The organism is Rathayibacter festucae DSM 15932 (genome assembly GCF_004011135.1).
In the GTDB taxonomy this organism is placed as follows: Bacteria; Actinomycetota; Actinomycetes; order Actinomycetales; family Microbacteriaceae; genus Rathayibacter; species Rathayibacter festucae.
On the sequence record NZ_CP028137.1, the window covers coordinates 4,224,706 to 4,248,830 of the forward strand.

Here is a 24,125-nt window from a genome sequence, read left to right on the forward strand (position 1 = left end):
CTCGAAGAGTAGGGGTGCGAGGGAGCGACTCCGCAAGCCTCCCTGGCAGCTCCGATCGCCGCCGTAGGGTGGAGGCATGACCGACCCGTCCCCCCTGATCGGTCCGATCCCGGCGCCCGAGCTCCACGTCATGACGTACAACATCCGCCGCCGCATGCCCCGCCTGACCGCCCGCGCGGTCGACCAGTGGGAGCGCCGGAAGCCCATGGTGCGCCGGCTGCTGCAGGAGGAGAGCCCGTCGATCCTCGCGGTGCAGGAGGCGCTGCCCGATCAGGCGCAGTGGGTGCACGAGTCGCTCGGCGCCTCGTTCGAGGGCATGGGCTTCGGCCGCGACGCCGACCGCGGCGGTGAGCGGGTGATGCTCTTCGTCGACCGGAGCCGCTTCGCGGTGCGCGACTGGTCGCAGATCGCGCTGTCCGCGACTCCGGACGTCGCCGGCTCGCGCAGCTGGGGCAACCGGATCCCGCGCACCGCGGTGATCGCCGAGCTGACCGACCACGCGACGAACCGCGAGTTCACCGTCGTCGCGACGCACTTCGATCACCTCTCGCGGCGCTCGCGACTGCGCTCGGCCGAGCTGGTCGCCGAGCGGATCACCGACCTCGGCCGGCCCGCGATCGTGATGGGCGACACCAACACCGACGTCGGCACGGAGCCGTACCGGGCGCTGCTGGACGAGGGCGGGCTCGCGGACTCCTGGGTCGTCGCCGGCACGCACCTCACCCCGCACTGGGGCACCTACTCCAACTACCGCCCGCCGAAGGCCGGCCGCCGCATCGACTGGCTCACGGTCAGCGCCGGGGCCTTCGAGGTCGTCTCGGCGGCGATCAACGCGACACGCTACGGCACGGCGCCGGGCTCGGACCACGAGGCGGTCCAGGCCGTCCTCCGCTTCACGAAGCCGTGACCCGACCCGCCGTGAGAGCCCGCCCCGAGAACGAGCCCGTCCTGATCTCGACGTTCATGGAGCCCCCGCGCACACGGGGCGAGTGGTTCGCCGACGCGGTCCGCGTCCTCGGCGCCGTGAGCATCGTCGCCGCGATGATCGGCTGGGACCTCGTCGACGTCGCCGTGCTCGCCCTCGCCGCGATCGGGCTGGTGCTGCCGCGGTTCCTCGGGATCCGCCCGGCGCTGGACGCCACCTTCGGACTCGCTCTGCTGGTCGCGTCCTGGAGCAGCGTGCTCGGGCTCTACCAGGCCTGGGCGTCGTGGGACCTCGTCGTGCACTTCGTGCTGAACGGGCTGGTCGCGGCCGTCGCCTACATCGTCGCCGCGCGCGCCGGCGTGGTGCCGACGGTCGCCGGCGACCGCGGTCCGCTCGCCCCGGCGATCGTGCTCTGCGCCTGCTTCGGCCTGTCGATGGGCGTGGTCTGGGAGTGGGGCGAGTGGGCCGGGCACCGCTTCGTCGACCCGTCGATCTTCGTCGGCTACGAGGACACGCTGGGCGACCTCGCGGCCGGTGCGGCCGGCTCGATCGCGGCCGGCGCGCTGATGCGCTTCTGGTCGGCGAAGAGCCGCGTCGTCGGCGGCTGACGCTCGCCGGCCGCTGCTCCCCGCTCCTCAGCAGACGGAGCGCAGCGCCTCGAGGACGACCGCCCGCGCGGGGTTCCCGCGGCCCGAGCGGCGCCAGGCGGCGCTGACGACCCGCGTCGACACGGGGTCGACAGCGGGGACGGCGACCACCGCCTCCGGGAGCGGCTCGCGGCCCAGCCGCGGGACCAGCGCGACCGCGGCGCCCGCCTCGACCAGGGCGATGTGGGTGCTGAAGTCCTCGTCGTAGTAGGCGATGTCGGGCTGGCGGCCGGTGCCGGCGAAGGTGCGCAGCAGCCAGGCGTGGCAGATCGCGCCGGCCGGGATGCTCACCCACGTCTCGTCCGCGAGCCGGCTCGGCGCGATCTCGGCACTGCCTGCGAGCGGGTGCGCCCGGTTCAGGAGGACGTCGGCGCGGTCCTCGAGCAGGGTCTCGGTCTCGATGGTGTCCGGCGGGAGCTCGAGCGCCAGGCCCGGCCAGTCGTGCAGGATCGCCAGGTCGGCGGCGCCCCGCTCGAGCCGCCGGGACGCCTCCCACGGGTCGAGCTCGTCCACGGTGAGCCGCAGCCGGGGAGCCCGCTCGCGGAGGAGGGCCAGGGCGGGGACGAGCAGGCCGCGCATCGCGGTCGAGAACGCGACGACCCGCAGCGTGCCGGTCACCTCCTCCGCGGGGACGGTGCCGAGGTGCCCGAGCGCCTCCAGCTCGGCGAGGAGGCGCTCGCCGCGGTCGGCCAGGGCGCGGCCGTGCTCGGTGAGCAGCACGCCGCGGCCGGAGCGCTCGGCGACGGCGCCGCCGGACTGGCGCTCGAGGCGCTTGAGCTGCTGCGAGACGGCGGAAGGGGTGTAGCCGAGCGCGTCGGCCGCGGCCGCGACGGTGCCGCAGTCGCGGACGGCGATCAGGGCGCGGAGCGCGGACGGCTCGATCATGCGGGGCTCGCGATCCCTGCAGTGTGTTCGACCATGCAGCGACGCTACCGGGTCGACGGTGCGGACCGGCGCTGGTGCTGCCGGGTCATCCACGCTTGTCTGGGGGCATGACCCGCCGGTACAGCCTCCTCGCCCTCCTCGTCGTGCTGCTCTGGGGGCTGAACTTCGTCGTGATCGACGTGGGGCTCGCGGACGTGCCGCCGCTGCTGTTCCTGGCGATGCGGTTCACGGTGGTCGCGGTGCCGGCCGTGTTCCTCGTGCCGCGGCCGCAGGCGCCGCTGCGGACGGTCGCGACCATCGGCGCCTTCATGAGCCTCGGGCAGTTCGCGCTGCTCTACCTGGCGCTGGCGCTGGGGATGCCCGCGGGGCTCGCGTCGCTGGTGGTGCAGGCGCAGATCGTGCTGACGGTGCTGATCGCCGCGGTGCTGCTGAAGGAGCGGCCGACGCGGCGGCAGAGCATCGGCCTGGTCGTCGGCGTCGCCGGGCTCGTGATCGTCGCCCTCTCGCACGGGGCCGTCGCGCCGTGGCTGCCGTTCGTGGTCTGCCTCGGCGGCGCGCTCTCCTGGGCGATCGGCAACGTGCTGACCCGGCGGGCGAAGGGCGCCTCGGGGCTCTCGCTGGTGGTCTGGTCGGCGCTGGTCGTGCCGATCCCGGCGCTGCTGCTCTCGCTCCTCGTCGACGGCGGGCCCGCGATCGCCGAGGCGATCCAGGGGCTCTCGCTCGCGGCGGTCCTCAGCACCCTGTACACGGCGGTGTTCGCGTCGCTCATCGGCTACGGCATCTGGAACTCGCTGCTGGCCCGCTACCCCGCCGCGTCGGTGGTGCCGTTCACGCTGCTGGTGCCGGTGGTCGGCGTGCTGTCGGCGTGGGTGCTGCTGGGCGAGGTGCCGTCGGTCGGCGTGCTGATCGGCGGCGCGGTGATGGTCGCGGGGCTCGCGGTCGCGACGATCCGCCGAGGCCGGCGCGATCCCGTCCTCGCCGCTGTCGGCGGTCCGGCGTAGTGTCGCCCGCATGTGCGGACGCTTCGCGATGGATTCCGAGACCGACGCCCTGATCGCGGAGTTCGTGGCGGCGGGCGGCCGGGCGGCCGACTGGGCGCCCGACTTCAGCGTCGCCCCGACCGACGCGGCGCCGATCGTGCGCGAGCACCGGCACGAGGAGTCGCTGGAGCGCGAGATCGAGCTGGCCTCCTGGGGGTTCCGGCCGTCCTGGGCGAAGGGGAAGGGGCCGTCGCCGATCAACGCGCGGCTCGAGACGGTCGCCTCGAACGGGCTGTTCCGCGGGGCCTTCGCCAAGCAGCGCGCCATCGTGCCGATGCGCGGCTACTACGAGTGGGAGGCGCGCGCCGACGGCAAGCAGCCGTGGTTCCTGCACGGCGAGGAGTCGATCCTCGCGGCGGCCGGCCTGTACGCGGCGCGCAAGGAGGGCGACGAGTGGCGGGTCTCCTTCACGATCATCACCCGCGAGGCGCGGGACGCCTCCGGCGAGGTGCACGACCGGATGCCCGTCTTCCTCACGCCCGACGTCCGCGACGCCTGGCTGAGCCCGGAGCCGCTCGCCTCCAGCGAGGAGATGCTCGCGACCCTCGACCGCGCGTCGGTCGCGGTCGCCTCGACCATCACCGCCTACCCGGTCGACCGCCGCGTCAACAACGCACGGACGGTCGACCGCCACGACCCGGGCCTGCTCGACCCGGTCGCGTAGGGGCTTCCTGCCGGCGATCAGGGACAGTCGTCGCATCGTGCGCCAGGCAGCGCTCCGCCCGCACGGTCGGTCACCGTCACGAATACCCTCGCCAGATGTGTTTCGCGCGCCTGTCGTTGCCTGTCCTCGCATCGGACATCCGTACTGAGCCAGATCTGTCGGCTTGGACCGACGAGATCATGGCCGAGATCGAGAAGGGCCAGCAGCTCGCCGACCATCTCCCCTCGAAGGAGGCCCTCGATCGCGGTCGCCGCGTTCTAGTCGGCGAGCTGTCCATCAGCGACGCTCGACGGGAATTGCGCGTGAAGCACACCGCGTCGGGTGAAATGCGAATGCGCACGCATTTGCGTACGCATCTGTACGCTGAGACCATGACTTCCCGCAGCCTGCCTACGTCCCGTGCCGTGCCCGTACTGTCTTTCCGCGAGGCGCGCGACGAACTCGGCCGCGCCGTAGGCCGCTTCCGCGAGGACGCCAACGCCGAGATCCTCGTGTTCGGGTCGCATCGGCGAGCGGAAGCGGCGATCGTGCCGATCGCCGTGGTCGACCAGCTCCTCTCTCGTCTGGACGACGAGGAGATCGCGGCACTCGTGCGGGAGCGCTGGGACATGGAGAGCGAGCCGCTCTCGGACGTCGCCGCTCGATTCGGCGTGGTCCTCTACGAATCGTGAGACTGAAGCTCGACGCTCTGAAGCCCGGCTTCGGCGACGACCTCGCCGATCTCATCGCCCGTGAAGGCGGCGGCACTGCTTCTCCGCATCCTCTCGCGGTCCGCGTCATCGGCCTGCTTGCACTGGTGGCTTCCGGCGATCTCGTGGGTCTCCCGCTCGAGGAGCGGAAGTTCACAGCCGACCTGAGCGACTGCCGCAAGATCTACTTCGACCTCGATCCGCGTGAACTGCGGCCACGGTTCAGACTTGTCTATCGGCTCCTGCCGAACGAAGACCGAGCGACGCGGGTGCAGGCGGTGGCGGTCGGTCGCCGTGCTGATCTCGACGCGTACGCACGAGCGGCTCGCAACCTCGGAAGGCCCTGAGGCGGACCCCGGGCGACGACGTGGTCACCCGGGGGCGGGCCGCTTCACTTCGTTCCGGCGTGGCCCGCCCGCCGGCGGAGCCGGCTGATGGGCGGGGTTCCCGGGGCGGGCCGGATCATTTCGTTCCGGCGTGGCCCGCCCGCGGGTGGAGCCGGCTGATGGGCGGGGTTCCCGGGGTGGGCCGGATCATTTCGTTCCGGCGTGGCCCGCCCGCCGGTGGAGCCGGCTGATGGGCAGGGTTCCCGGGGCGGGCCGGATCATTTCGTTCCGGCGTGGCCTGGGAACGGCTTGCCGTTCAGGCTGACCTCGTCGGGGTCGACCTCGACGGTGCCGACGTCGTCCGCGCCGCCGGTGCCGGGCACGGAGATGACCTCGGCCGAGCCGGAGACCTCCGTCCGGCTGGTGGTCGGGTCCTGGTCCTGGCGGACCTCGGTCTCGCGCTCGCTGCCGGGGGACTCGGCGCGGTCCTTCTCGACCTGCTCGCTGCTGGTCCGCGTGGCCGGAGCCGCGCCGTCCGTCGCGCCGATCGTCGATCCCTGCTCGTGCTCGTCCATGTGCCTCTGCCTTTCGTCGGGACCAGCCACGCTACGCGCGGCCCCTCGGGCGAGCACCCGCTTGACAGCTCGCGAGCTCCCCGTCGAGCCCTGCGGCTCGGAAGACGGACGTACTACCCTGGGGAGACGGTCGCACCGGGGGGCGCGGCGTTGCCGCAGCATCCGCCCGAGGAGGAACCGTGTCATCCCACCGAACGGGCGAGAACCGCGTCGTCGGCACGACGATCGGCGGTCGCTACACGATCGAGGAGCTGATCGGCCGGGGCGGGATGGCCACCGTGTACCGGGCGCGCGACGGGATCCTCGGCCGCTCGGTGGCGCTGAAGATGTTCGCGCCGGGCATCGACGACGCGCAGGACCTCCAGCGCAAGTCCTCCGAGATCCGGCTGCTCGCGGCCCTGAACCACCCCGCGCTGGTGACCCTCTACGACGCCGACGACGGCGGCGACGACACCGGCGGCCAGGCCTACATGGTGATGGAGCTCGCCGAGGGGCCGAGTCTCGCGGAGCGGCTGGCCAGCGGGCCCGTCCTGCCGAACGACGTCGCGTCGATGGCCGCCGACCTCGGCGAGGCCCTGCACACCGTGCACGCGGCCGGAGTGGTGCACCGCGACGTGAAGCCCTCGAACGTGCTGCTCGTGCCGAGCCCGCTGACGAGCCGCGAGTTCCGCCCCAAGCTCGCCGACTTCGGCATCGCCTACCTGATCGACGCCACCCGGATCACCTCGCCCGGCACGCTGATCGGCACCGCCGCCTATCTCAGCCCCGAGCAGGCGCACGGCGACGTGCTGACCTCGGCGAGCGACGTCTACTCCCTCGGCCTGGTGCTGCTCGAATCGCTGACCGGGCGCCGCCCCTTCACCGGGTCGGCGATCGAGGTCACCCTCGCGCGCCTGCTGCGCGACCCGGAGGTGTCGGACTCGCTCGGCGGCGGCTGGTCGGCGCTGCTGAACGCGATGACGCGGCGCGAGCCGGCCGAGCGGCCCACGGCGATCGAGGTCGCGGAGTCGGCGCGCGCGCTGATCGATCCGCGCCGCGACGGACCGCCGACGGCGATCGTCGTCCCCGACGTGCCGGTCCGGGAGCCCGCCGGACCGCCGCCGACCGAGCGGATGCCTGCGACCGAGCGCTTCGCTCCGACCGCGGCCGCGACCGAGCTGCTGGACGCGACGTCGGTGCTGCCCGTGGGGGCGACCGCGCTGCTGCCCGGCGCCGCTCCCGCGACCGCGACGACCACGCGGGTCGCGCCGAGCGCGCCGGTCACCCCGCCCGCCGCCGTCGCCCGTCGCCGCACCGGGCCGAGCCCGTGGCTGATCGTCGTGGTGCTCGCGCTGGTCGCCGTGGCGGTCGGCCTCGTGATCGTGCTGTTCGACGGTCCGCAGTCGCCGCTGCCCGCCGTCGACGGAGAGCTCGGCGAGCATCTCCGTCAGCTGCGCGAGAGCATCCGCTCGTGAGGGGGCCGGGCCGACGGGGCGTGAGCCGGCGGGGCCTTCGACTGCGGGCCGGGGGTGCGGTGCTCGCCGCCGTCCTCGTGCTGTCGGGCTGCTCCGCCGCGGATCCGTCGATCGACGACGGCACCGCGCAGGCGCTCGACGACGCGGTCGTGGCGGTCGCCGAGAAGGCGTCGGCCGACGACTGGGACGGAGCGCTCACCGAGCTCGACGCGCTCCAGGCGACGCTCGACGCGGCGGTCGCCGGCGGGAACGTCCGGGAGGACCGGGCCACGTCGATCCGGGCGCAGGCCGACCTCGTGCGCGCCGACCTCGCCGCGCTGATCGCCGCCGTGCCGACGCCTGAGGAGTCGACCGAGCCCGAGCCGGAGGAGACCACTCCCGTCGAGGAGGAGCCGCCCGCCGAGGAGACCCCGGAGGAGGAGACGCCGGCCCCGGTCGAGACTCCCGAGGAGGAGCCGTCGCCGACGCCCGAGGAGACCGAGCCGGTGGAGCCGACCGAGCCTCCGGAGGAGGAGTCGCCGGCACCTGCCGCGACGACGCCGGCCGCCGGTGCGCCCGCCGTGCAGGCGCCCGCGACGCAGGCTCCGGTCGAGGAGCCGGTCGAGGGACCGGGGAACGGCGGCGGGAACGGCGGCGGGAACGGCGACGGCCGCAGCCCGGAGAGCGGGCAGAACCCCGGCAACGGGAACGGCCCGGGGAAGGGCTGAGCCCCTCCGCTCCCGCGTCCTACTCCTCCGTGCGGACGACCGCGTAGGACGCGTCGAGGTCGACGTCCACGTCGGTGCCGTCGGCGCGGGTGACCTCGACGTCGAAGGCGTGGTCGGCGTCGTCGCTGCGCTCGGCCTCGGTGACCGTGCCGCCGCCGATCGCGGCGATCGCGGCCTCGCTCGCGCGGGCCAGCTCCTCGCCGACGAGGTCGTCGGGGTCGACCGCGTCGGTGGTGCCGGTGGTGCTGTCCTCGGCGGTGCCGGTCGTGCCGTCGTCCGTGCCGTCGTTCGCGCCGCCGGTGCCGCGCGCCGCGTCGTCGTCCGGGTCGACGACCAGCACGCCGAAGGAGTCGTCGAGCCGCACGTCGTACTCGAGGCCGTCGTCGCCGCGCAGCTCGAGCTCGTAGCCCGGCGTGCCGTCGTCGTCGCGCTCGGCCGAGGTGACGGTCCCGCCGCCGATCTCGGCGATCGCGACCTCGCTGGCGCGGTCGAGGTCGGCGCCGGTCAGCGCGTCCGAGCGCTCGAAGCCGTCGGTCGCGGCGAAGGCGATGCCCGTGCCGGCTCCGACGAGCACGATCGCGCCCGCGACTCCGACGATGATCCCGGTCTTCTTCTTCATGATCCGCTCCGTCTCCGGCGCCGTTCCTCGACGCCGCAGCCACTGTCCCGCGGCGCCGCTGAAGCCAGCCTGAAGCGGAGCGGTCCCGGCGCCGGTCAGCGCAGCGGCACCCGCAGCGTCACTCGCGCGCCGCCCCACGGCGACTCCTCGATCGCGACGCTCCCGCCGTGCGCCGCCGCGATCTCGGCGACGATCGCGAGCCCGAGCCCCGAGCCGCCGGCGTCGCGGGCGCGCCCCTCGTCCAGCCGCACGAAGCGCTCCAGCACCCGCTCGCGGTCGGCCGCCGGGATCCCCGGCCCGTCGTCGTCGACGACCAGCACCGCGGAGTCGCCCTCCCCGCGGGTCGCGATCGCCAGCCGCGCGGCCCGGTGCCGCACGGCGTTGTCGACGAGGTTCCGCAGCGCCCGCCCGAGCAGCGCCTCGTCCGCCACCGCCTGCACCGGCGAGACGCCCGAGGCGTCCACGGCGATCCCGGAGTCGCGCAGCCGCCGCACCTCGCGCAGCGCCAGGTCGTCGAGGTCGACCGGGACCGCGAGCACGGCCAGCCGCGCCTCGTCCGCGCGCGCCAGCAGCAGCAGGCCCTCGATCAGGCCGCCCATCCGCACCGACTCCTCGGCGACCGTCGTCGCCAGCCGCGCCGCGTCGAGCCGGTCGGGGTGCGCGAGCGCGACCTCCGCGCTCTGCCGCAGGGCCGCGACCGGCGAGCGGAGCTCGTGCGAGGCGTCCGAGACGAACCGGCGCTGCCGCTCCTGGCCGTCCTCGAGGCGGCCAAGCATCCGGTTCAGCGTCTGCGCGAGCCGGTCGATCTCGTCGCCGGAGCCGGGCTCCGCGACGCGGCGGTCCAGGGCCGCGGCGGTCACCGCGTCCGCCTCCGCGCGCATCCGGTCCACCGGCCGCAGGGCGCGGCCGACGACGATCCAGCAGACGATCGCGACGAAGGCGACCAGCAGCGGGACGGCGACGGCCAGCAGACCCGCGGTCGTCGCCAGCGCCTCCGCGCGGCCCTCGTCGGGCAGGCCGACGACCAGGAGCGCGCCGTCGTCGAGCTCCTGGGTCGCGACGACCAGCGGATCCTCGTCCGCGGGCGTCGTCGTGAACGGCTCGTCGCGCTCCTCGGTCGCGAGCGCCGGCAGGTCGTCGGCGTCCTCGCCCGCGGCGACCACGCGCCCGTCGACGACCAGCTGGACCACGCCCTCCGAGGCCCGGACCGCGTCGGCACCGCCGCGCTCGACCAGCGTCGCGACCCGCTCCGCCTCGGTCTCGGCGGCCGTCGCGGCACTGCCCGCGAGCACGGAGGAGAGCACCAGCAGGAAGCCGGCCGCGCCGAGCACCGCCGCGAGGGCGACGACGGCGGCGGCCGCGAGCGTGATCCGGGAGCGCAGGGAGCGCCGCCGCGTCGCAAGGCCCCTCACGGCAGCACCGTGTAGCCCGCGCCGCGCTGAGTGCGGATCGTCTCGCGGCCGAACGGCCGGTCGATCTTGTTGCGGAGCGTCCGGATGTAGACCTCGACGATGTTGGGATCGCCGTCGAAGTCGAAGTCCCAGACCGCGCCGAGCACGTCGCGCTTGGAGACGACGTCGCCCGCCCGGGAGACGAGGTACTCCAGCACGCTGAACTCGCGGGCCGTGAGCGGGATCGCGACCCCGCCCCGCTCCACCCGGCGCGCGGCCGGATCGAGCACGAGATCGCCGACGGTCAGCACGGTGGGCCGCTCGGCGGCGCCGCGGCGGATCAGCGCCCGCAGCCGCGCCACGAGCACCGGGAAGGAGAACGGCTTGGTCAGGTAGTCGTCCGCGCCGGTGTCGAGCGCCTCGACCTGGTCGAGGTCCCCGTCCTTCGCAGTGAGCATCAGGATCGGCGTCCAGTCCTCGGCCGCGCGCAGCCGCTCGCAGACGCGGAAGCCGCTGATGTCGGGGAGCATCAGGTCGAGCACGATCGCCGCGTACTCCGCCTCCTGCGCGAGCCAGAGCGCGTCGGTGCCGTTCGTCGCGGTGTCGACCGCGAAGCCCTCGCCCTGCAGCCCCGCCTCGAGCGCGCCCAGCAGATTGATCTCGTCGTCGACGATGAGGATGCGGATGGGAGCCTCCCGGTCTCGGCGCGGACGCCCAGGTTAACCCGCGCGTTCCCCGCGTGCGCTAAGACGGTCCGGTGACAGCCGACGCCTCCCTCGCCCGCCGCCTGGGCTTCCGCGACGCCGTCGTCATCGGGCTCGGCTCGATGATCGGCGCCGGGCTCTTCTCGGCCTTCAGCCCCGCCGCCGCGGCGGCCGGGCCGTGGCTGCTGGTCGGCCTCGCGCTGGCCGCGATCGTCGCCTGGGCGAACGCCTCCTCCACGGCGCAGCTCGCCGCGCAGTACCCGCGCTCGGGCGGCGCCTACCTCTACGGCCGGGAGCGCCTCGGCGAGTGGCCCGGCTTCCTCGCCGGCTGGAGCTTCGTCGTCGGCAAGACCGCGAGCTGCGCCGCGATGGCGCTGACCGTCGCCGCCTACGCCGCGCCCGCGGGCTGGGAGCGGCCGGTCGCGGTCGCCGCGGTCGTGGCGCTCGTGGCGGTGAACGTCCTCGGGGTGACCCGCACGGCGCTCGCGACGCGGATCCTGCTCTCGATCGTGCTCGTGGTGCTCGTCGTCGCGATGGCGGCGGCCGCGGCGTCCGGACCGGCGTCCGTCACCGGCGCCGATCGGCCCTTCGACGCCTACGGCGTGCTGCAGTCGGCCGGCCTGCTGTTCTTCGCCTTCGCCGGCTACGCCCGCCTCGCGACGATGGGGGAGGAGGTGCGCGACCCCGCCCGCACGATCCCGCGCGCGATCCTCGGCGCCCTCGTGCTCGCGGTCCTGCTCTACACCGTCGTCGGCGCCGGGCTGCTCGCGGCGCTCGGACCGGAGCGGCTCGCCGCCTCGACGCAGCCCCTCGTCGACGCGGCCGCCGCCTGGCCGTGGACCGCGGTGCCGATCCGCGTGGGCGCCGCGGCGGCGAGCCTCGGCGCGCTGCTCGCGCTGATCGCGGGCATCGGCCGCACGAGCCTGGCGATGGCGCGGAACGGCGATCTGCCGCGGGCGCTCGCCGTGATCGACCCGATCCGCAGCGTCCCGCGCCGCGCCGAGATCGCCGTCGGCCTGATCGTCGTCGTCCTGGTGCTCGTCGCCGACCTGCGCTCGGCGATCGGCTTCTCCTCGTTCGGCGTGCTGCTCTACTACCTGGTCGCGAACGTCGCGGCGCTGACCCAGGAGGCCCCGCACCGCCGCTATCCGCGCCCGCTGGCGGTCGTCGGCGTCGCCGGCTGCCTCCTCCTCGTGGCGACCCTCCCGCCCGCCTCGATCGCGGGCGGCCTCGCGGTGCTCGTCGCGGGCGCGGCCTACCGCCTCCTCGCTCAGTCGCGGGTGCGGCGGAGCAGCCAGACGAAGTAGGGCGCGCCGACCAGCGCGATCATCAGCCCGGCGGGCAGCTGCGACGGCGCGATCAGGGTGCGGCCGAGGGTGTCCGCGACGAGGACGAGCAGGCCGCCGAGCAGCATCGCGACCGGGACGATGCGCCCGTGCCGCGCGCCGACCAGCGTCCGGGCCAGGTGCGGCGCGACCAGACCGACGAAGCCGACCGTGCCGACGGCGACGACGGCCAGCGAGGCGAGCACGGCGGCGAGGGCCAGCACGCCCAGGCGGGTGCGCTCGGGCCGGACGCCGAGGATCCGCGGCGTGTCCTCGTCGATCGCCAGCAGGTCGAGGCGGCGGCGCAGCCCGAGGAGCACCGGCAGCAGCACCAGGATCCCGAGCGCGACCGGCAGCACGTCCGGGAGCGAGCGGCCGTAGGTCGTGCCGGAGAGCCAGGTGAGGATCCGCGGGGTCCGCCACGGGTCGGAGCTCAGCAGCAGGAAGGCGGTCACGGCGCTCAGCGCGTAGCCGGCACCGATGCCGACGAGCACGAAGCGGTCCGGCTGCAGCCCGCCGCGCCAGGAGAGCAGCGCGATCGCGCCGAAGGTCGCGAGCCCCGCGGCGATCGCCATCGCGATCAGCACCGGCCGGCCGCCGCCGCCCAGCCCGGTGGTGACGACGATCACGGCACCGAGCCCGGCGCCGGCCGTGATGCCGAGCAGCCCCGGCTCGGCCAGCGGATTGCGCACCGTGCCCTGCACGGCGGTGCCGGCGAGGGCGAGCGCCCCGCCCGCGAGCACGGCCGCGGCGATGCGCGGCGCCCGCTCGTCGAGGGCGCGGGCGACGAGGTCCGGTGCCGCGCTCTGCAGCCAGAGGACGACGTCGCCGAGCCGCAGCTGCAGGCTCCCCGCGAGCAGGGCGAGCACGATCGTCACGGCGAGCAGGACGGCGACGACCCCGAGCACGACCCGGAACCGCCGCGCCGTCCGCAGCGTCGAGCGGACCGTCCGCGCCGATCGCGCCGCACCGGCGTCGCGCATCCGCAGGGCGAGGACCACGATGACGAGCCCGCCGAGCACCGCGGTGGGGATGCCCGTCGGGATCGCCGTGGCTCCCTCCGGGCTGAGGATCGCGCGCAGCAGCGCGTCGGCGAGCACGATCAGCGCGGCGCCGATCAGCGCCGACGCGGGCACCAGGAAGACGTGGCGGCGCAGCGCCGGCACCCGCGCGGCCAGGAGCCGGGTGAGGACGGGGGCGCCGAGGCCGACGAAGGCGATCGGCCCGGCCAGCGTCACCGAGGTGCTGGTGAGCAGGACCGCGCAGAGCACGGCGAGCGCCCGCGTCGAGCGGACCGGGACGCCCAGTGAGGCGGCGCCGTCCTCGCCGAGGCCGAGCACGTCGAGGCGGCGCGAGAGCAGCAGCGCGAGCGCGAGCACGACGACGATCAGCGGGGCGGCGCGCGCCGACGCGTCGATGTTGAGCTGCCCGAGCGAGCCGCTGCCCCAGGCGAAGAGCCCGGTGGTGTTCTCCCGGAAGAGGATCAGCAGCATCGCGGTGCCGGAGTCGAGTGCCATCGCGATGGCCGAGCCGGCCAGGATCAGCCGGGTGCTGGAGGTGCCCGCGGCCCGCCCGGTGAGCGCCAGCACCAGCGCCGCCGCGGCGAGACCGCCGAGGAAGGCGACTCCGCTGGACGCCCAGAGCGGCACGGTCAGCGAGAAGGCGGCGACCACGGTGAGGGCGAAGTAGGCGCCCGCGGTCACCGCGAGCGTGTCGGGGGAGGCGAGCGCGTTGCGCGAGATCGACTGCAGCAGCGCGCCGGCGGCGCCGAGAGCCAGGCCCACGGCGATGCCCGCGGAGAGGCGCGGCAGCCGGGAGCCGGCGAAGACGTCGCCCGCCGAGACTCCGCCGACCGCCACGTCCTCGCCGAGCAGGGCGCGCAGCAGCCCGTCCGCGCCGATGCCCGAGGTGCCCTGGGTCAGGTGCCAGAGCCCGATGAGCACGACCGCGACGGTGAGGGCCGCGAGCACGCCGACGCCGCCGAGCGCCGCGCGCCGCCCGGAGGGGGCGGTCGCGCGGCGCTGGGCGGCGGTCGGCGTCGTCGTCACTCGCCGACGATGACGTCCACGAAGGCGTCGATGGCCTGCTCGCCGGACTTCGGTCCGCCCGCGCCCCAGACGCCGGGCGGGAACTCGAAGGCGCGGCCCTGCTGCACGGCGGGCAGCGCGGACCAGACCGGGCTCTTGGCGAGCTCGGTGACGTAGCTGTCGGGGGTGCCGTCGTTGGAGTAGACGAGGTTCGCCTCGCCGACCGCGGTCAGCCCCTCGATGTCGGTCTGCGCGAGTCCGTAGGAGGGGTCGACGCCGCCGCTGCCGTAGGAGTCGTTGATCTCGTCGGTCCAGGCGCCCTCCAGGCCGAGCTCCTCGCCCAGCTCGGTGAACAGCGCGCCCTTCCCGTAGGGGCGGATGACGACGTTGCCGCTCTCGATCCAGCCGTCGAAGAAGACGAACTCCGGTGTCGCGAGCGCCGCCTCGGCGACCTCGGTCTTGGCGTCGGCGAGGTGCTGGTCGAACTCGGCGAGCACCGCGTCGGCGCGCTCGGTCCGGCCGGTGGCCTCGCCCAGGAGCGAGAACACCTCCTTCATGTTGTCGATCTGGCCGCTCGCGTCCGCGCCGATGGTGGCGAGCACGGGCACGTCGCGCTCCTCGAGCTGGGCGAGGAGCTCGTCGTCGGCGCTGTACGCCTCCATCACGATCAGGTCGGGGTCGAGGCCGTAGAGGGTGTCGAGGTCCGGCTCGCCGCGCTCGCCCACGTCCGCGGTGCTCGCGGGCAGGGTCTCGGCGCTGACGTAGGTGGCGTAGTCCTCGGTCGAGGCGGCGCCGACCGGGGCGACGCAGAGCGTCAGCAGGTCCTCGGTCTGCTGCCACTCCAGCACGACGATCCGCTCGGCGGGCGCGTCGAGCTCGACGGTGCGGCCGAGGCTGTCGGTGAGCGAGACGGCGCCGGTGGCGGTCGCGGTGTCGTCGGCGGCGCAGTCGGCGGAGTCGACGGTGCCGGCCGCGTCGGCGCTCTCGACGGCGGTGGTGCCGCAGCCGGTGAGCAGGAGCACTCCGACGGCGGCCGCGGCGAGGGCGGCGGGGAGGAGGGGGGCGCGGGTCATTCTTCGGTGTCCTCTCGGGAACGGGCGGGGGTCTGGTCGTGCAGGCGGACGCTGTGCCGGCTGACGGGGTCGATGCGCAGGTGTCCGGTCCGCTCGTCCACGGCGACCTCGACCCGCAGTCCGTAGGCCGCCTCGATGTGCTCGGCGGTGAGCACGGCGAGCGGGTCGCCCTCGGCGAGGACGCGCCCGTCGCTCAGCAGCAGCAGTCGGTCGGCGACGCGCGCCGCGTGGTCGAGGTCGTGCAGCACAACGCCGACCGCGGCCCCGTGCACCTCGGCGAGATCGCGGATCAGATCCAGCGTCTCCACCTGGTAGCGGAGGTCGAGGTGGTTGGTCGGCTCGTCGAGCAGCACCACGCCGGTCTCCTGCGCGAGGCAGGCCGCGAGCCAGACCCGCTGCAGCTCGCCGCCGCTGAGCTCGCCGGCCGCGCGCTCCGCCATCGACAGCACCCCGGTGGTGGCCATCGCCTGCTCCACCGCCTCGCGGTCGCGGGCGGACGGCCCGGCGAAGGCCCGGCGGTGCGGGTGGCGGCCGAAGGCGACGACCTCCCGGACGCTGAGCCCCTGCGGCGCGGTGCGGCTCTGCGCGAAGAGGGTCACCTCGCGGGCGAAGTCGCGGCTGCTCAGCGCGGTCGCGGGGCGGTCGCCGGCGAGGACGACGGCGCCGCCGCTCGGGGCGTGCAGCCGTGCCAACGCGCGCAGCAGCGTCGACTTGCCGGAGCCGTTCGGGCCGACGAGTGCGGTCACCCGCCCCGGCTCGAGCCGCACCGAGACGCCGTCGACGACGGTGCGCCGGCCGAAGCCGAGCACGAGGTCGGTACCGGCGAGGCGCGAGGACGCGCGCGCGGGCTCGGGGGAGGGAGGCATGGGAGGAGCGGATTCCTGCGTCGGAGGGGGAAGCGGGAGGGGATCCGCTGAGTAAGGGTTGGCTTACCTTCCTCAGGCTAGGCGGCCGCCCCACCGTCCGCAATCGACTGCCGACGACACCGGATAGAGCGTTCCGGCCACTCAAGCCGCCTCTGCGTGGCACGGGACGGCGCCGCTCGAAGCGGCGGCTCGGACAGGGGCGGATCTCGATACGCCCGCTGCGCGGGCTACTCGATCAGCATGATGCTCGGATCCGCCTCTTCTCCTGCCGGTCGAGCAGCCCCGCAGGGCGCCTTCATGCTGGTCGAGCAGCCCCGCAGGGGCGTATCGAGACCCGACGCGGTCGGACGCCCGTCCTCAGCCCGCGGCCGATGCCGCAGCCGTGCGCTGATCCTGCGCGAAGGCGCCGGGAGTGGTCCCCATCACCCGCTTGAACGCCGCGATGAACGTGCTCGGATGCGTGTGGCCCATCAGCTCCGAGACGTCCTGCACGCTGCGCCCCTCCGCCAGCAGCGCGAGCGCCCGGTGCGCCCGCAGCGCCTGGCGCCACTGCAGGAACGACAGCCCGGTCTGCGCGCGGAGGACCCGCGAGAGGGTCCGCTCGCCGACGCCGAGGTGCTCCGCCCAGTCGGCGAGCGTCCGCCGGTCGGTCGGGTCGTCGAGGAGGGCCGCGACCAGGGGCGCGAGCCGCTCGCCCTGCGGCACGGTGACGGAGTACTGCTCCGCAGACGGCGCGATGACGTCGAAGACCACCGCCTCCGCCCGCAGCCGCGCCGCCGCCTCGAGGTCGGTCCGCGCGAGCCGGGTGAGCAGCGCGGCGAGCACCGGGGTGATCTCGACGAGGACCGGCGCCGTGATCGGCACGGGCGAGCGCTCCGGATCGAAGAGCGCGTCGCAGAGGGCGGTGCGCGCGGTCGTCCGCCCGGCGTGCTCCGTCCCGGCCGGGATCCAGACGCCGAAGCCGTCCGGCACGGTCAGGATCCGGTGCTCGAGCCGGACGGTCATGGTGCCGCCGCGGACCCAGACCAGCTCGTGCAGCGCGTGCCGGTGCGGCGCGAACTCGTGCGGCGCCTCGAGCCGGACGCTGCCGGCCGCGATCGCGAACGGCTCGGCGATGCGCGTCGGCGCACCGGTGTCCGCGACGACGACGGTGCTCGGCTCGCGCCGCCAGGTGCCCCGTGCGCTGTCCTCGTCCATGCCCACGATCTTAGGAAGCGCCCGTGCCGGGCAGACTGTCCCGGTGACCGCAGCGCAGATCTTCCGCGACCGCCTCGTCGAGCACATCGACGCCGTCGGCTTCGGTGCGCACGGCCTGCACGTGCTGATCGGCGACGACACGGCCGAGCACCGCTGGACGCCGGACGTCCGCGAGGACGTGCACTCCGTCGCCAAGGGCGTCTGCGTGCTGGCCGCGGGGCTGGCCGTCGACGAAGGCCTGATCTCGCTCGACGAGCCGCTGGGACCGCTGGCCGCGGACGTCTCGACCGACCTGGGCGAGGGAGTCGCCGAGCTCACGCTGCGCCGGCTGCTCAGCATGACCAGCGGCATCGACCTGCCCTGGTCGCCAACCCTGATGACGGACTGGCCCGACCTCGCCGTCGAGTTCCTCCGGCGGCCCTCCGCCGGGCCCGTCTTCCAGTACTCCAACGCCAGCAGCTACACCGCGATGCGGCTCCTGGAGACGCGGGTCGGCGACGTGGGCGAGTACGTCGACCGCCGCCTGCTGCGGCCGCTCGGGATCGAGGGCGCGGAGTGGGAGCGCTGCCCGAACGGCCGCATCGTCGCCGGCAGCGGACTGGCGCTCCGCACGGAGGAGACCGCCCGGATCGGCCGCCTCCTCCGCGATCGCGGCGTCTGGCGGAACGAGCGGATCCTCGCGCCCGAGTGGAGCGACCTGATGCACTCCGACTGGGTCGCCGCGGGCACCGGCCCGGGCTACCGGCGCTACGCCCTCGCCGGCTGGGACGGCCCCGGCGCGAGCTGGCGCCTGCACGGCGCCTACGGCCAGCTGCTCATCTTCGCGGGCGACGCAGTGGTGACGATCAGCGCCGACGACCATCCGGGCGCCGACGCGATCGCCGCGTTCATCGCGGCGGAGCGGGCGGCCGCCCAGCACTGACGGCCGGCCCGCACGCGCGGACTACTCGTCGCGGTCGGTGTACTCGCCCTCGCCGGTGGAGTCGGGGCCGGAGCCCTCGGTGTCGACGTAGCTGCCCTTCTCGGTGCTCGACTCCTCGTGCGAGGAGGTGTCGACGTAGCTGCCCTCCTGCTCGCCGTCGGTGTGCGAGACGCCGTCGGTCTCGGTGTACTCGCCCTCGGCCGAGGTGTCGGTGCTGTGTCCGTCGGTGCCGTGGCCGTCCGTGCCGTGGCCGTCCGCGTCGCCGTCCGCGAGGTGGCGGCCGCGTCGGGTCGTCTCCTCGGTCGTGCCGCCGCTCTCGGTGGTCGTGGTGGTCTCGAACTCGTCGTCGTGTGCCATGGCGGGGCTCCTCGCCTCATCGCGTCGGGTGGATGCAGTCGACGATCCTGCACCCGGTCCGCCGGTGCAAGCCGTCGCGGCTGCACATCCGCGCACCTTGACATCCGGCGCACGTCGGCGTGCCGGGCACTTCGCCGTTCCCCGCCCCGAGCGCAACTCCTGTCGCGACCCGTCCGCCGCCGCCTAGCCTCCGAGCATGACTGCACGGACTGCACGCACCCGCTGGAGCGTCATCGGCCAGCTCGGCCCCCCCTTCGACGACGGCGGCCCGATGCTGCTCGTCGAGGCCCGCTCGGCCTTCGGGCGGCGGCCGATGCACCGCGCGAAGGCGCAGCTGCTGCTCTCGGCCCTGCGCCACCGCGGCCGCGAGCTCGGCGACCGCGCCGAGTACGTCCGCGCCGAGACCTTCGCCGAGGGGCTCGCGGGCCGCGACGACCTCGAGGTGATCGACCCGCCGACCCGGGGCGGCCGCCGCCTCGCCCGCCGGCTGGGCATGAGCGTCCTGCCCAGCCGCGGCTTCGTCACGGAGGAGGAGGACTTCCGCGAGTGGGCGCTCGCGAAGTCCGGCAAGCGACTCCTCCTCGAGGACTTCTACCGCTGGAGCCGCGAGCGCACCGGCGTGCTGATGCGCGGCGACCAGCCCGAGGGCGGCCGCTGGAACTACGACCACGACAACCGCAACCCGCCGCCCAAGGGCGCCTCGCGGCTCGGCCTGCCCGATCCGTGGTGGCCGGAGGAGGACGACATCGACGAGGAGGTCCGCGCCGATCTCGCCCGCTGGGAGCGCGAGGGCGCGATCCGGCTCGTCGGCGAGGACGGCCCGCGTCGGTTCGCGGCGACCCCCGCGGAGGCGGAGGCGGCGCTCGCCGACTTCGTCTCGTCGCGGCTGGGCGACTTCGGCACCTACGAGGATGCGATGCTCTCCGGCGACTGGACGATGGCGCACTCGCTGCTGAGCGCACCGCTCAACCTCGGGCTGCTCGATCCGCGCGCCGTGATCGACGCCGCCGCGGCCGAGCACGCCTCCGGCGGCGCCCCGCTCGCGAGCGTCGAGGGCTTCGTCCGGCAGATCCTCGGCTGGCGCGACTACGTCTGGCACCTCTACTGGCACCTCGGCCCGGACTACCGCGAGCGCAGCAACGCGCTCGGCGCGAAGGCTCCGCTGCCGCAGCAGCTGCTCGACCTCGATCCGGCCGGCATCGAGGCGAACTGCCTGCACGAGACCCTCGACGACGTGCGCCGGCACGGCTGGGCGCACCACATCCAGCGGCTGATGGTGCTCGGCAACTGGGGTCTGCAGCGCGGCTGGGACCCGGCCGAGCTCAACGACTGGTTCGTCGACGTCTTCGTCGACGGCACGGAGTGGGTGATGCCCGCGAACGTGATCGGCATGTCCCAGCACGCGGACGGCGGGATCGTCGCGACCAAGCCGTACTCCTCCGGCGGCGCCTACATCAACAAGATGTCCGACTACTGCGGCGGCTGCCGCTTCAACCCGAAGGTGCGCCTGGGCGAGAACGCCTGCCCGGTCACCGCCGGCTACTGGGCCTTCCTCGACCGCACCGAGCCCGTCCTCCGCGGCAACCACCGGATGGCGCAGCCCCTCGCGGGCCTCCGCGCCCTCTCCGACCGCGCCGCCGTCGTCGACCAGGAGCGCCACCGCGAGAGCTACTGACCCGCGGCCGGTCGAGCGGAGCGCTCCGCGCCCCTGCTGATCGAGTAGCCCGCGCAGTGGGCGTATCGAGATCCACGCGCGTCAGAGCCTCGGCGGCACGCCTGGTCACGATGGGTCTCGATACGCGCTGCGCGCTGCTCGACCAGCATGCGACGCGGGCCAGGTGATGTCGCCGACGTCCTCTCCCCTGCTGATCGAGCAGCCCGCGAAGCGGGCGTATCGAGATCCACCACCCGTCAGAACGGCGCGGGCACGTTGTCGAAGCGCGGCCCCGGCGGCCGGTCCGGCGGCCGCCCGGGCAGAGGTGGTGGTCGGTTGCTGATCCGCCGGCCGGTGGGGCTCGTCCACTCGAGCGTCCCGTCGTCGTCGATCCGGTCGTAGCTCCACTGCTCTCCGTGCCGGACGTGGTGGTGGGACGTGCAGAGCATGACGAGGTTCTCGAGCGAGGTCTCGCCGCCGTTGCGCCATTCGATCGTGTGGTCGGCCTCGGCTGTTGAGGCCGTGCGGGTGCAGCCGGGGAAGCGGCAGGTCTGATCGCGGAGGTGGAGGTGCAGGCGCATCTGCGCGGGCGGGATGCGCCAGGTGCGGCCGACAGACACGACGGCGCCGGTGTCCTGATCGGTGAGGACGCGGGTGAAGGAGGCCGCCGTGCGGATCAGCTCGCGGGCGATCTCGGCGGGGACCGGCCCGAAGCCGTCGAGATCCGCAGGGGCGTCATCGAGACCCGCGGCGGTGGACACTGCGAGGGTCAGCCGCACCTCCGCGCGGACACCGGGGACGAAGGTCGGGTCGGGGCGATGCTCGGCGTTCGGCGTGGTGCCGGCGATGTCGCCGTCGCAGAGCAGGTCGACGGCGGCATCGGCGCTGAGCTGCTGAAGGGTGCGGGGGTCGCCGTCGTCGCGGAGGGTGCGGGCGATGCGGCGGAGTCGGTCGTAGGCGCCCGCCACTGCGGGCGCGGGAGCGTGGACGCAGAGCGTGGCCATCCCGTCGACGTCGGGCGTGACCCAGACGGCGCGGTCTTCCCGGGCGCGCGCGTGCCGTTCGGCGAGGGGCTGCTCGTGCAGCTCCTCGCGCCAGCGTTGCAACGCTCGGCGCAGCTGGGTGGTCGTCATCGTGAGGGCGGCGTCGGCGGCGCGCTCGTCGAGGGCTGTGCGGGAGTTCTCCGGGAGGCTGCTCGCGGTTCGGCAGATCGCCTCGCCGGCCTCCCAGAGGATCCGCGCGTCGCGGAGCAGCGCCCGGGTGAGCGGAAGGTGCTCCAGCAGCATCTGCGCGGTCTCGAGGCGGCGGGAGACCTCCCGCTCGGACACGCCGAGCGTCACCGCGAGCTCGGCGCGGATGGAGCGCTCGACAAGGTCGCGGGTCTCGCTCCGGGAGGCGCCGCGGGCGAACGATTCCGGGACGGTGAGAGCGATGCGGTAGCCGCGGTGCAGGCGCTCCGCTGCTTTCAGGCGCGTCGGGGACGCGGCGCGCTCGGCGGCCGCGGCGTCGGTGAAGCAGCCCCGCACCTCCGCGAGTGCTGCCGCATTCTCATCTTCAGTCATACGCGTATTGAAGCAGGAGCCACCGACAGCCGGGTCGGAACCATGGGCTGATCGGGGACAACGCCGTCGGAACGCGAGTGTGGAGGAGACCCGCTCCCGAACGTGTCAGTGATGGTGGGTCTCGATACGCCGCCGGAGGCGGCTACTCGACCAGCATGGGTGGGCCGCCGGAGGCGGCTACTCGAGCAGCATGACCGGCTGCCCTGCGTGGTGCTCGGCCGGCGTGGCCCCCTTCTTGCTGGTCGAGTAGTGCGCGCAGCGCGCGTATCGAGACCCACTCGCGTCAGAAGGACGAGCCTGCAGACCAGCCTTGCTGATGACGGTGGGTCTCGATGCGCCCCTGCGGGGCTACTCGACCAGCATGCTCGCGGGCGTCTCTTCCGAGGAGATCCACCGACGTGAGGAGGTGCGGGTCGTGAGACGACCAGCGCCCCCGCGCCGCTCCGCCTAGCCCGCGCGGTACACCGACACCGTCACCGCGACCGTCACCGTCGTCGTCTCCTCGCGCCCCGCCAGCAGCGCGTCGACCGCCGCCGCGTCGACGTGGTGCGCGCTCGGTCCCATCAGCACCTCGGCCCGCAGCTCGTCCGGCGTCATCGCGACCGCGTAGTCCAGCTCCTCGCGCGCGACCCGCTCGAAGCCCTGCAGCTGCTCGTCCAGCCGCTCGGCCTTCCCCGCGTCGATCCCGAGCATCCCGAACACCGGGCGGATCTCGCCGAGGTGCCGCTCGCGCGGTGTCACGACGATCGCGACGCCGCCCGCCCGCAGCACCCGCCGCATCTCCGGCGCGTTCCGCGGCGCGAAGACGGTCAGCAGCGCGTCCGCGCAGCCGTCGGCGAGCGGCAGCGGCTGCCACAGGTCCGCCGTCGCCACCGCGGCTCGCGGATGCGCGCGCGCAGCCCGGCGCGCGGCCGCCGCGGACAGGTCCAGCCCCAGCCCGCTCGCCTCCGGCCGCGCCTCGAGCACCGCCGCGAGGTACGCGCCGGTCCCGCAGCCGAGGTCCACGACCAGCCGCGCGTCCGCCGGCACCGCCGCGGCGACCGCGTCCTGGATCGGCCGGTAGTGCCCGGAGCCCAGGAGCTCCTCGCGCGCCTGCACCATCGCCGCGGTGTCGCCCGAGGTGGCGTGCCGGCCGCGCAGCAGCGAGACGTAGCCCTGGCGCGCCAGATCCGCGCTGTGTCCGACCGGGCAGCGCAGCAGGGTCGGCCGCGGCAGCGCGTCCGGGGCCAGCGGCGCCCCGCAGACCGGGCAGGCGAGCGCGGGCAGGACCGCCGACCCGGGGACGCCCGCCGGGTCGAAGGGGTGCCGGCTCACGCGGAGCGCCCCGGATCGCGGGGCACGGAGTCGACCTGCTCCGGATCGTGCCGCATCGCCGTGATCGCCGAGTTCAGCGTCGCGATCACCGGCACCGCGAACAGCGCGCCGGCCAGCCCCGCCACCTCGAGCCCGGTCGCGACGCCCAGCACGACGGCGAGCGGATGCACCTTCACGGCCGAGCCGAGGATCAGCGGCTGCAGCACGTGCCCCTCGAGCAGGTGCACGACGACGACGACGCCGATCATGATCAGCGCCGCCACCGGTCCGCTGAACAGCAGCGCGATGACCGCCGCGAGCGCCCCCGTCACGATCGCGCCGAGGAACGGCACGAAGGAGCCGAGGAACACCACGATCGCGATCGGCACGACCAGCGGCAGCTGCAGAGCGAGCGCGCCGATCCCGATGCCGATCGCGTTGATCGCCGCGACCCCGAGCTGGGCCCGGACGAACTGGCTCAGCGTCCGCCAGCCGGCCGCCGCCCCCGTCTCCAGCGGCAGGCGCGCGGCGCGCGGCATCAGGCGGAGGAACCAGGTCCAGATCCGCCGGCCGTCCAGCAGCAGGAAGATCAGCGAGAACAGGGTGAGCAGCGCGCCCGCGAACACCTCGGCCACCTGCGAGCCGACCGCGAGGGCCCCGGAGGCGATCGTCGACGCCTGGGTGTCGGCCCAGTCGATCGCCTTCTGCGCCCAGTCGCCGAGCTGCACGTCGGAGAAGCCGAGCGGTGGGCCCTGCAGCCAGGCCTCCACGTCGTCGACCGCGTCGAGCGCCCGCTGCCCGACGCCGCCGAAGCCCGCGCGGGACTGGACGACGACGAGCCCGATGAGGCCGACCAGCGCGAGCAGGAGCGCGAGGATCGAGACGAGCACGGCCAGCGGGCGCGGCAGCCGCCATCGCTCGAGCCGGTCGCGGAGCGGAGTGAGCAGCGCGGTGACCAGGATCGCGATCAGCACCGGCACCACGACGACCGGCACCAGCGCGACCAGCTTCACGACCAGCCAGAGCAGCGCCGCGACGGCCAGCACCCGCCAGCCCCAGGCGGCGGCGATGCGCATGCCGGGGGAGACGTCGTGCGGCTCGTCCCCGACGGCGTCGGAGGGAGTCGCGACCGGGGGAGTCGCGCCAGGCGGAGCCGCGGCCGCAGGGGTCGCCACCGAGTCGCGTCCCCCGTCGCGCGGTCGGCGTCCTCGCATGTCCCCTCC

24 protein-coding genes are annotated in these 24,125 nt (G+C 74.6%); 11 read left to right on the top strand and 13 right to left on the bottom strand.

Going from position 1 to position 24,125, the window contains the following annotated elements; genetic code table 11:
- The first annotated feature begins 76 nt into the window (after positions 1–76).
- Both C1I64_RS19275 and C1I64_RS19280 read left to right on the top strand, forming a co-directional pair.
- Complete coding sequence (locus C1I64_RS19275; RefSeq protein WP_127888336.1) at positions 77–907, top strand: endonuclease/exonuclease/phosphatase family protein; 831 nt, start codon at positions 77–79, stop codon at positions 905–907.
- Entirely contained in the window at positions 904–1,533 is a 630-nt protein-coding gene (locus C1I64_RS19280; RefSeq protein WP_127888337.1) for a DUF2238 domain-containing protein, read from the top strand. Before C1I64_RS19275 ends, C1I64_RS19280 begins: the two co-directional genes overlap by 4 nt.
- 27 nt (positions 1,534–1,560) lie before the next feature.
- Here the strand turns inward: C1I64_RS19280 and C1I64_RS19285 are convergent, their stop codons facing one another.
- Positions 1,561–2,457, bottom strand: a complete 897-nt coding sequence (locus C1I64_RS19285; RefSeq protein ID WP_127888338.1) for a LysR family transcriptional regulator — start codon at positions 2,455–2,457, stop codon at positions 1,561–1,563.
- Between the two features lie 107 nt (positions 2,458–2,564).
- On the opposite strand from C1I64_RS19285, the gene C1I64_RS19290 reads away from it, so the two are divergent.
- The 4 genes from C1I64_RS19290 to C1I64_RS19305 all read left to right on the top strand — a co-directional run bounded on the left by C1I64_RS19290 (position 2,565) and on the right by C1I64_RS19305 (position 5,197).
- Entirely contained in the window at positions 2,565–3,458 is an 894-nt protein-coding gene (locus tag C1I64_RS19290; RefSeq protein WP_127888339.1) for an EamA family transporter, read from the top strand.
- A 10-nt stretch (positions 3,459–3,468) separates the two neighbouring features.
- Positions 3,469–4,161, top strand: a complete 693-nt coding sequence (locus tag C1I64_RS19295) for an SOS response-associated peptidase (protein ID WP_127888340.1) — start codon at positions 3,469–3,471, stop codon at positions 4,159–4,161.
- A gap of 95 nt (positions 4,162–4,256) precedes the next feature.
- The gene (locus C1I64_RS19300) at positions 4,257–4,832 is read left to right on the top strand and encodes a hypothetical protein (protein WP_127888341.1); all 576 of its coding nucleotides are present in this window, start codon (positions 4,257–4,259) and stop codon (positions 4,830–4,832) included.
- On the top strand, positions 4,829–5,197 hold the full coding sequence (locus C1I64_RS19305) for a hypothetical protein (protein WP_243586104.1): 369 nt from the start codon (positions 4,829–4,831) through the stop codon (positions 5,195–5,197). Before C1I64_RS19300 ends, C1I64_RS19305 begins: the two co-directional genes overlap by 4 nt.
- Positions 5,198–5,454: 257 nt before the next feature.
- Here C1I64_RS19305 and C1I64_RS19310 read toward each other — a convergent pair whose 3' ends face one another.
- Complete coding sequence (locus tag C1I64_RS19310) at positions 5,455–5,751, bottom strand: hypothetical protein (protein WP_123444820.1); 297 nt, start codon at positions 5,749–5,751, stop codon at positions 5,455–5,457.
- Between the two features lie 179 nt (positions 5,752–5,930).
- Between C1I64_RS19310 and C1I64_RS19315 the strand changes: the two genes are divergently transcribed.
- Positions 5,931–7,205, top strand: coding sequence for a serine/threonine-protein kinase (locus tag C1I64_RS19315; RefSeq protein WP_127888342.1), 1,275 nt, complete (start codon positions 5,931–5,933; stop codon positions 7,203–7,205).
- 59 nt (positions 7,206–7,264) lie between these two features.
- The gene (locus C1I64_RS19320) at positions 7,265–7,912 is read left to right on the top strand and encodes a hypothetical protein (RefSeq protein WP_127888343.1); all 648 of its coding nucleotides are present in this window, start codon (positions 7,265–7,267) and stop codon (positions 7,910–7,912) included.
- Positions 7,913–7,931: 19 nt separating this feature from the next.
- Here C1I64_RS19320 and C1I64_RS19325 read toward each other — a convergent pair whose 3' ends face one another.
- The 3 genes from C1I64_RS19325 to C1I64_RS19335 form a co-directional block, all read right to left on the bottom strand.
- Positions 7,932–8,531 (bottom strand): PepSY domain-containing protein, encoded by a 600-nt coding sequence (locus C1I64_RS19325; protein WP_127888344.1) that lies wholly within the window; start codon positions 8,529–8,531, stop codon positions 7,932–7,934.
- Between the two features lie 95 nt (positions 8,532–8,626).
- Positions 8,627–9,943 (bottom strand): sensor histidine kinase, encoded by a 1,317-nt coding sequence (locus C1I64_RS19330; protein WP_127888345.1) that lies wholly within the window; start codon positions 9,941–9,943, stop codon positions 8,627–8,629.
- Positions 9,940–10,608, bottom strand: a complete 669-nt coding sequence (locus C1I64_RS19335) for a response regulator transcription factor (RefSeq protein ID WP_123734409.1) — start codon at positions 10,606–10,608, stop codon at positions 9,940–9,942. Before C1I64_RS19335 ends, C1I64_RS19330 begins: the two co-directional genes overlap by 4 nt.
- 71 nt (positions 10,609–10,679) lie before the next feature.
- On the opposite strand from C1I64_RS19335, the gene C1I64_RS19340 reads away from it, so the two are divergent.
- Positions 10,680–11,933 carry an APC family permease gene (locus C1I64_RS19340; protein ID WP_127888346.1) on the top strand — a complete coding sequence of 418 codons (1,254 nt, stop codon included), beginning with the start codon at positions 10,680–10,682 and terminating at the stop codon, positions 11,931–11,933.
- Here the strand turns inward: C1I64_RS19340 and C1I64_RS19345 are convergent.
- The 4 genes from C1I64_RS19345 to C1I64_RS19360 form a co-directional block, all read right to left on the bottom strand.
- Positions 11,897–13,999 carry an iron ABC transporter permease gene (locus C1I64_RS19345; RefSeq protein WP_127888347.1) on the bottom strand — a complete coding sequence of 701 codons (2,103 nt, stop codon included), beginning with the start codon at positions 13,997–13,999 and terminating at the stop codon, positions 11,897–11,899. The genes C1I64_RS19340 and C1I64_RS19345 overlap by 37 nt on opposite strands.
- Entirely contained in the window at positions 13,996–15,051 is a 1,056-nt protein-coding gene (locus tag C1I64_RS19350; protein ID WP_127888348.1) for an ABC transporter substrate-binding protein, read from the bottom strand. The genes C1I64_RS19345 and C1I64_RS19350 overlap by 4 nt, the downstream gene beginning before the upstream one ends.
- Complete coding sequence (locus C1I64_RS19355; protein WP_127888349.1) at positions 15,048–15,917, bottom strand: ABC transporter ATP-binding protein; 870 nt, start codon at positions 15,915–15,917, stop codon at positions 15,048–15,050. The genes C1I64_RS19350 and C1I64_RS19355 overlap by 4 nt, the downstream gene beginning before the upstream one ends.
- A 357-nt stretch (positions 15,918–16,274) precedes the next feature.
- Entirely contained in the window at positions 16,275–17,114 is an 840-nt protein-coding gene (locus tag C1I64_RS19360; RefSeq protein WP_127888350.1) for a helix-turn-helix transcriptional regulator, read from the bottom strand.
- 43 nt (positions 17,115–17,157) lie between these two features.
- Here C1I64_RS19360 and C1I64_RS19365 point away from each other — a divergent pair, with 43 nt between their 5' ends.
- Entirely contained in the window at positions 17,158–18,036 is an 879-nt protein-coding gene (locus tag C1I64_RS19365; RefSeq protein ID WP_127888351.1) for a serine hydrolase domain-containing protein, read from the top strand.
- A 21-nt stretch (positions 18,037–18,057) separates the two neighbouring features.
- Here C1I64_RS19365 and C1I64_RS19370 read toward each other — a convergent pair whose 3' ends face one another.
- Complete coding sequence (locus tag C1I64_RS19370) at positions 18,058–18,393, bottom strand: hypothetical protein (RefSeq protein WP_127888352.1); 336 nt, start codon at positions 18,391–18,393, stop codon at positions 18,058–18,060.
- Positions 18,394–18,589: 196 nt separating this feature from the next.
- Here C1I64_RS19370 and C1I64_RS19375 point away from each other — a divergent pair, with 196 nt between their 5' ends.
- Positions 18,590–20,068: a cryptochrome/photolyase family protein gene (locus C1I64_RS19375; protein ID WP_127888353.1), complete on the top strand. Its 1,479-nt coding sequence runs from the start codon at positions 18,590–18,592 to the stop codon at positions 20,066–20,068.
- Between the two features lie 236 nt (positions 20,069–20,304).
- Here C1I64_RS19375 and C1I64_RS19380 read toward each other — a convergent pair whose 3' ends face one another.
- The 3 genes from C1I64_RS19380 to C1I64_RS19390 all read right to left on the bottom strand — a co-directional run bounded on the left by C1I64_RS19380 (position 20,305) and on the right by C1I64_RS19390 (position 24,116).
- A complete protein-coding gene (locus C1I64_RS19380) occupies positions 20,305–21,609 on the bottom strand; it encodes an HNH endonuclease signature motif containing protein (RefSeq protein ID WP_127888354.1) in 1,305 nt (434 codons plus the stop codon).
- 447 nt (positions 21,610–22,056) lie between these two features.
- Positions 22,057–22,923 (bottom strand): methyltransferase domain-containing protein, encoded by an 867-nt coding sequence (locus C1I64_RS19385; RefSeq protein ID WP_208645169.1) that lies wholly within the window; start codon positions 22,921–22,923, stop codon positions 22,057–22,059.
- A complete protein-coding gene (locus tag C1I64_RS19390) occupies positions 22,920–24,116 on the bottom strand; it encodes an AI-2E family transporter (RefSeq protein ID WP_127888355.1) in 1,197 nt (398 codons plus the stop codon). Before C1I64_RS19390 ends, C1I64_RS19385 begins: the two co-directional genes overlap by 4 nt.
- Positions 24,117–24,125 lie beyond the last annotated feature (9 nt).

Coding starts and splice junctions, on each gene's coding strand:
- C1I64_RS19370 (WP_127888352.1), bottom strand. CDS start 18,393: ATGGCACACGACGACGAGTTCGAGACCACCACGACCACCGAGAGCGGC.
- C1I64_RS19300 (WP_127888341.1), top strand. CDS start 4,257: ATGTGTTTCGCGCGCCTGTCGTTGCCTGTCCTCGCATCGGACATCCGT.
- C1I64_RS19355 (WP_127888349.1), bottom strand. CDS start 15,917: ATGCCTCCCTCCCCCGAGCCCGCGCGCGCGTCCTCGCGCCTCGCCGGT.
- C1I64_RS19390 (WP_127888355.1), bottom strand. CDS start 24,116: ATGCGAGGACGCCGACCGCGCGACGGGGGACGCGACTCGGTGGCGACC.
- C1I64_RS19325 (WP_127888344.1), bottom strand. CDS start 8,531: ATGAAGAAGAAGACCGGGATCATCGTCGGAGTCGCGGGCGCGATCGTG.
- C1I64_RS19350 (WP_127888348.1), bottom strand. CDS start 15,051: ATGACCCGCGCCCCCCTCCTCCCCGCCGCCCTCGCCGCGGCCGCCGTC.
- C1I64_RS19310 (WP_123444820.1), bottom strand. CDS start 5,751: ATGGACGAGCACGAGCAGGGATCGACGATCGGCGCGACGGACGGCGCG.
- C1I64_RS19290 (WP_127888339.1), top strand. CDS start 2,565: ATGACCCGCCGGTACAGCCTCCTCGCCCTCCTCGTCGTGCTGCTCTGG.
- C1I64_RS19295 (WP_127888340.1), top strand. CDS start 3,469: ATGTGCGGACGCTTCGCGATGGATTCCGAGACCGACGCCCTGATCGCG.
- C1I64_RS19275 (WP_127888336.1), top strand. CDS start 77: ATGACCGACCCGTCCCCCCTGATCGGTCCGATCCCGGCGCCCGAGCTC.
- C1I64_RS19285 (WP_127888338.1), bottom strand. CDS start 2,457: ATGATCGAGCCGTCCGCGCTCCGCGCCCTGATCGCCGTCCGCGACTGC.
- C1I64_RS19360 (WP_127888350.1), bottom strand. CDS start 17,114: ATGGACGAGGACAGCGCACGGGGCACCTGGCGGCGCGAGCCGAGCACC.
- C1I64_RS19375 (WP_127888353.1), top strand. CDS start 18,590: ATGACTGCACGGACTGCACGCACCCGCTGGAGCGTCATCGGCCAGCTC.
- C1I64_RS19380 (WP_127888354.1), bottom strand. CDS start 21,609: ATGACTGAAGATGAGAATGCGGCAGCACTCGCGGAGGTGCGGGGCTGC.